The following is a 4,797-nucleotide window of genomic DNA, read 5'->3' on the forward strand; positions in this document are numbered from 1 at the left end:
GATGGCAGCGCGGGCCGCGCGCCGGCACCGGCACGGCGCGCCCGGAGCCTGCGTCCGGCTGAGCGGCGGCTGTCCGGCACTCCGGGCCGCGAGCCGGAGTTTCGTGCGCCGGATGTCAGCCGGGGCGTCACGGCGCGCGGCGGGGCGGGTCCGCCGGCCGGGTGGCGCCGAGCAGCGCGATCACCTCGCGGTGCAGCGTGGGGTCCTTGTCGATGGTGAAGTGGTTGTCGCCGCGCACCGGGCGGTTCTCCAACACGCCGGTGAAGCCGCGCGCCGCCGCAAGGCGCGCGCCGCCCCAGACGTCGTTGCCCTGGAAGTAGTTGCGCACCAGCGCGGGCCCGCGCGGCACGTCGCGCACCAGCACCGGGTCGAAGGTGACCAGCACGTCCATCATGCCGGTCGCCTGGCCGAAGCGGGCGGCCAGGCGGATGCCGTCATCGGCGCCGAGCGAGTGCCCGACCACCGCGAAGGGCCGCGGCAGGCGCCCCTCGCGCGCAAGGGCCAGCGCCGCATCGGCCTGCGCGGCCCAGTCGAGGTGGTTGTGCACGGCGGCGTCGTAGCCCTCGCGGCGCAGCGCCTCCTCGAGCTCGTCCATGCCGGTCGAGAACACGTTGGCCAGGCCGCGCAGCAGCACCACGCGCCCGCGCGGCGGGCCGGGCAGCGGGACCTCCGGCTCCGCCGCGCAGGCGGTGACCGCGGTGGCAAGCCCCACCAGGGCGGCGCGGCGCGTCGGGCCCGGCATGGGCGGGTCGCGGGTCAGTGGCTGCCGGGCGGGGCGAAGGGGAGGATGCGCGGCGTGCGCGCGGCGTAGGACTCCCAGTCCGCGCCGAAGGTCTCGCGCATCAGCGCTTCCTCGCGCGCCACGCGCAGCAGGTAGAGCGTGCCGAAGCCGATGATTCCGGCCGGGCCAGCCAGCCAGTTCTGCAGGGTGAGGGCCTGCGCGATCGCCCACATCCAGAAGGCCGTGTACATCGGGTGGCGAACGAAACGATAGACCCCGCCGGTCACGAGAGAATGCTCGGCGCGCACCGCGAGCGTGACTGACCAGTTGCGCCCGAGCGCCTTGTGCGTGGCGTAGAACAGCCCCAGTGCCGTGACGAACAGCACCAGCCCCGCGAGGGCGCGCGCGGGCGAGAAGGCCTGGTCCAGTGCGGCCGGGAAGCCGGTCGCGATATAGGCGAAGGGGATCAGCCCGAGCCCGGTGAAGGACACGCCGAGCACCGCCTTCTCCCGCAGGTCCATCGCGTCGCGCAGCAGCACGTTGCGCTTCGACTTGCGTTCGAAGGGCCGGCGGATGACCCACCAAGCTACCATGCACAGGCCATGAAGCAGTTTCGCGAGCAGCGGCGTCATGCGGTAGCCTCGTGTGCGGCGCGGCGCAGCGCGCCGTCAGGGCCGATCAGCCGTTCGGGGCCGGGGTCGCGCCCGACAGCGCCCGGACCGCAGGCGATCAGCCCCCAGTCATAGAAATACCGGCGCCCGTTGCCGGTCACGTAGATGCGGTGGGCCCGCAGCATCGACAGCCGCACGCGCCGCCAGCCGGCCTCGTCCAGCATGGCGCGGGGATGGATGCGCTCCATGCGCGGCCCGGTTCCGGGCAGGCCCAGCACCGCCACCGGATCGGCCCGGTGGAACGACACCAGGTCGCGCCGGGATGTGTATTCCAGCCAGGCGAGCCCCGGCGCCGTGGCGATCCGCCCCACCGCGGCGCGCAGCCGCCCCGCCTGCGGCATCAGCGCGACCTTGAGTAGCGAGGAGCCGAGCCCCGCCAGCACCAGGCGCGGCGCCGGGCGCGGCGGGTCGGGGTCGTTGGCCAGCGCATCGGCCAGCGCCTGCGCCAGCAGGACCATGCCGAGGCTGTGGCCGGTCAGCACCACCTCGTCCACCTCGCGGGCGCGGCGCGCGGCGGCGATCTCCTCCGCGAAGCGGGCGATCCGCGCGGCGATCTCGGGCCGCGCGCCAGCGGCGAGGTCCCGCGCGAAGGACCAGTCGGCAAACAGGTGCCCCAGATGCGCCCGGCGGTCCGCCAGCAGCACCAGGCCCAGCGCCACCGCCACGCCCAGCGCCAGCCCCGGCCAGCCGCCGAGCACCCGCCCGGCCAGCAGCCCGGCCAGCACCGCCCCGCCCAGCAGCGCCACCGGCAGCGCCACGAACAGCAGGTAGCGCCAATGTGCGCGGCCGTAGCGGGCCAGCGTGCCGTCGGCCAGCAGGCGGGCCAGCGCCGTGCCGCCGCGCATGATCCGCAAGGGCAGCGGGACCGCCAGGTCGCGCACGATCAGGTCGTCCCAGGCGAGGATGCGGATCTCGGCCTCGGTGGACCATCCGGGACCGGACAGCCGCGCGGGAAAGGCGCGCACCACGCCGTCAGGCGCCGGCGTGCCGGGGCCGGTCGTGGCCGCCAGGCCCCAGGTGGCGGCACTGCGGTCAAGCGTGCGCGCGAGGCGGCGCTGCTGCGCCTCGGCCGTGAGGGGCTCGTAGCCCGGCACGTGCAGCACCAGCCGGCGACGGACGGGCAGGAGCGGGGTGGACGGCGCGATCGTCATCTGCGCCGGACCCGTCACGCGGGGCGGGGGGGTGTGTCAACCGGTTTCGGCGGCCGCACGGCACGCAGGCGCCGCAGGTCAGGCCCCGCGTGTCGCCGGCGCTGCGGCGCGCCCCACCAGACGGCGGATGGCGGCCATGAACTCCGGCGCGTCCCAGGCGGCATCGCCCTCCAGCCGGGCGCGCTCCCGCCCGCCGCGATCGACGATGAGGGTGGTGGGCAGGCCGCGCGCACCGAGCGCGCGCGCCGCTGCCCCGCGCGGGTCGAGCCACACGCGCAGGGTCTGCACCCGGGTGCGGTCGTAGAAGGCCTGCACCACCTCGCGCCCGCCACGGTCAGACGAGAGCGGCAGGACCTGGATGTTCTCCCGCTCCAGCACGGCCGCAAGGCGATCGAGCGCGGGCATCTCGGCCACGCAGGGCGGGCACCAGGTCGCCCAGAGGTTGATGACCAGGCCGCGCCCGGCGAAGTCCGCCAGGGTATGGGGCCGGCCTTCCGCGTTGGCGAAGGTGATCTCGGGCAGCGCGGCGTCGTTTTCCCGCAGTCGGTTCAGCCCATGCGGCGCGGCCATGGCTGGACGCGCCGGAAGCCCGGCCTGTATCAGGGTGGCCGCCGCCAGCGCCGGGGCGGTGGCGAGCAGCGAACGGCGCGAACGGGACAGCACGAGAGACACCCCCCAAGGTGAGCACAAGCACGTGAGCAGCAACGCCAATCGGCAATGGGGCGGACGCTTCGCGGAAGGCCCCTCCGCCATCATGGAGGCGATCAACGCCTCGATCGGCTTCGACCGCAAGATGTGGCGGCAGGATATCCGCGGCTCGCTCGCCCATGCCGCGATGCTGGCGCATGTGGGGATCATTTCCGCCGATGACGAGGCCGATATCCGACGCGGCCTGACCGACATCGCCGCGCGCATCGAGAAGGGGGATTTTCCCTTCGACGAGGCGCTCGAGGACATCCACATGAACGTGGAGGCGCGGCTGTCCGCCGCCATCGGCGATGCCGGCAAGCGTCTGCACACCGGGCGGTCGCGCAACGACCAGGTGGCGCTCGATGTCCGCCTGTGGGTGCGCGACGCGATCGACGGGCTATCCGGCCAGATCGAGGACGTGATGCGCGCCCTGGTGGCCCGCGCCGAGGAACATGCCGGCACGGTGATGCCGGGCTTCACGCATCTGCAGCCGGCGCAGCCGGTGACGCTCGGGCATCATTTCCTGGCCTATGTCGAGATGCTCTCGCGCGACCTGTCGCGGCTGCGCGACTGCCGGGCGCGGATGAACGAATGCCCGCTAGGTGCGGCGGCGCTGGCGGGCACCGGCTTCCCGATCGACCGGCACATGACGGCGAAGGCCCTGGGCTTCGACGGACCGACGCGCAACAGCCTGGATTCCGTGGCCTCGCGCGACTTCGCCGCGGAATTCCTGTTCGCGTGCTCGATGTGCGCCACGCACCTGTCGCGCTTCGCCGAGGAGATCGTCATCTGGACGAACCCCTATTTCGGGTTCGTGAAGCTGTCGGATTCCTTCACCACCGGCAGCTCGATCATGCCGCAGAAGCGCAACCCGGATGCGGCGGAGCTCGTGCGCGGCAAGACCGGGCGCGTGGTGGGTGCGCTGGTCGGGCTGCTGACCGTGATGAAGGGCCTCGCGCTGACCTATTTCAAGGATATGCAGGAGGACAAGGAAGGCGTCTTCGACGCCGCCGAGACCATGACGCTGGTCCTCGCCGCCACCGCCGGCATGGTGCGGGACCTGAAGCCCGATGTGGGGCGGCTGGCATCGGCCGCGGGCGCAGGGTTCTCGACCGCGACCGACCTGGCGGACTGGCTGGTGCGCGAACTGAAGATGCCCTTCCGCGACGCGCATCACGTCACGGGCGCGCTGGTGCAGAAGGCCGAGGGGCTGGGCGTCGATCTCGCCGGCCTGACCATCGAGGAAATGCGCGAGGCCGAGCCGCGCATCCATGAAGGCGTCTACGACGTGCTGTCCGTCGCGGCCTCGGTACGGTCGCGCACCTCCTATGGCGGCACGGCGCCGGCCAATGTCGCGGCGATGGCAGCGGAATGGAAGGCGCGACTCGCGTGAGCGCGCCGGCGCCGCGGCGTGATGGCGGCGGGCGCGCGGCCCCGCGGGTCGCGCGCGGCATGCTGGGCGCGCTGGCCTTGCTGCTGCTGCTCGGCGCCTGCGGGAAGGTCGGGCCGATACGTCCGCCCGGCCCGGCCGACCAGGTCACCTATCCGCGGCTCTATCCGAACC

At 73.5% G+C, this 4,797-nt stretch carries 5 protein-coding genes; 1 reads left to right on the plus strand and 4 read right to left on the minus strand.

All coding sequences use genetic code 11. The features are described from left to right. Positions 1-127: 127 nt before the first annotated feature. The 4 genes from HW578_RS22960 to HW578_RS22975 all read right to left on the minus strand — a co-directional run bounded on the left by HW578_RS22960 (position 128) and on the right by HW578_RS22975 (position 3,113). A complete protein-coding gene (locus HW578_RS22960; RefSeq protein ID WP_198373038.1) occupies positions 128-742 on the minus strand; it encodes a hypothetical protein in 615 nt (204 codons plus the stop codon). Between the two features lie 14 nt (positions 743-756). Then, positions 757-1,353, minus strand: a complete 597-nt coding sequence (locus tag HW578_RS22965) for a protein-S-isoprenylcysteine O-methyltransferase (RefSeq protein ID WP_198373039.1) — start codon at positions 1,351-1,353, stop codon at positions 757-759. After that, a complete protein-coding gene (locus HW578_RS22970) occupies positions 1,350-2,543 on the minus strand; it encodes a hypothetical protein (RefSeq protein WP_198373040.1) in 1,194 nt (397 codons plus the stop codon). Before HW578_RS22970 ends, HW578_RS22965 begins: the two co-directional genes overlap by 4 nt. 78 nt (positions 2,544-2,621) lie before the next feature. Then, the gene (locus HW578_RS22975) at positions 2,622-3,113 is read right to left on the minus strand and encodes a TlpA family protein disulfide reductase (protein ID WP_232479224.1); all 492 of its coding nucleotides are present in this window, start codon (positions 3,111-3,113) and stop codon (positions 2,622-2,624) included. Positions 3,114-3,237: 124 nt separating this feature from the next. Here HW578_RS22975 and argH point away from each other — a divergent pair, with 124 nt between their 5' ends. Then, complete coding sequence (gene argH / locus HW578_RS22980; RefSeq protein WP_198373042.1) at positions 3,238-4,626, plus strand: argininosuccinate lyase; 1,389 nt, start codon at positions 3,238-3,240, stop codon at positions 4,624-4,626. Positions 4,627-4,797: the final 171 nt, after the last annotated feature.

Origin of the sequence: Roseomonas rosulenta (genome assembly GCF_016106005.1) — a bacterium.
GTDB lineage: Bacteria > Pseudomonadota > Alphaproteobacteria > Acetobacterales > Acetobacteraceae > Neoroseomonas > Neoroseomonas rosulenta.

Bases quoted from the DNA above. Each gene is read 5' to 3' on its own strand.
- HW578_RS22960 (WP_198373038.1), bottom strand. From the start codon at position 742: ATGCCGGGCCCGACGCGCCGCGCCGCCCTGGTGGGGCTTGCCACCGCG.
- HW578_RS22965 (WP_198373039.1), bottom strand. From the start codon at position 1,353: ATGACGCCGCTGCTCGCGAAACTGCTTCATGGCCTGTGCATGGTAGCT.
- HW578_RS22970 (WP_198373040.1), bottom strand. From the start codon at position 2,543: ATGACGATCGCGCCGTCCACCCCGCTCCTGCCCGTCCGTCGCCGGCTG.
- HW578_RS22975 (WP_232479224.1), bottom strand. From the start codon at position 3,113: ATGGCCGCGCCGCATGGGCTGAACCGACTGCGGGAAAACGACGCCGCG.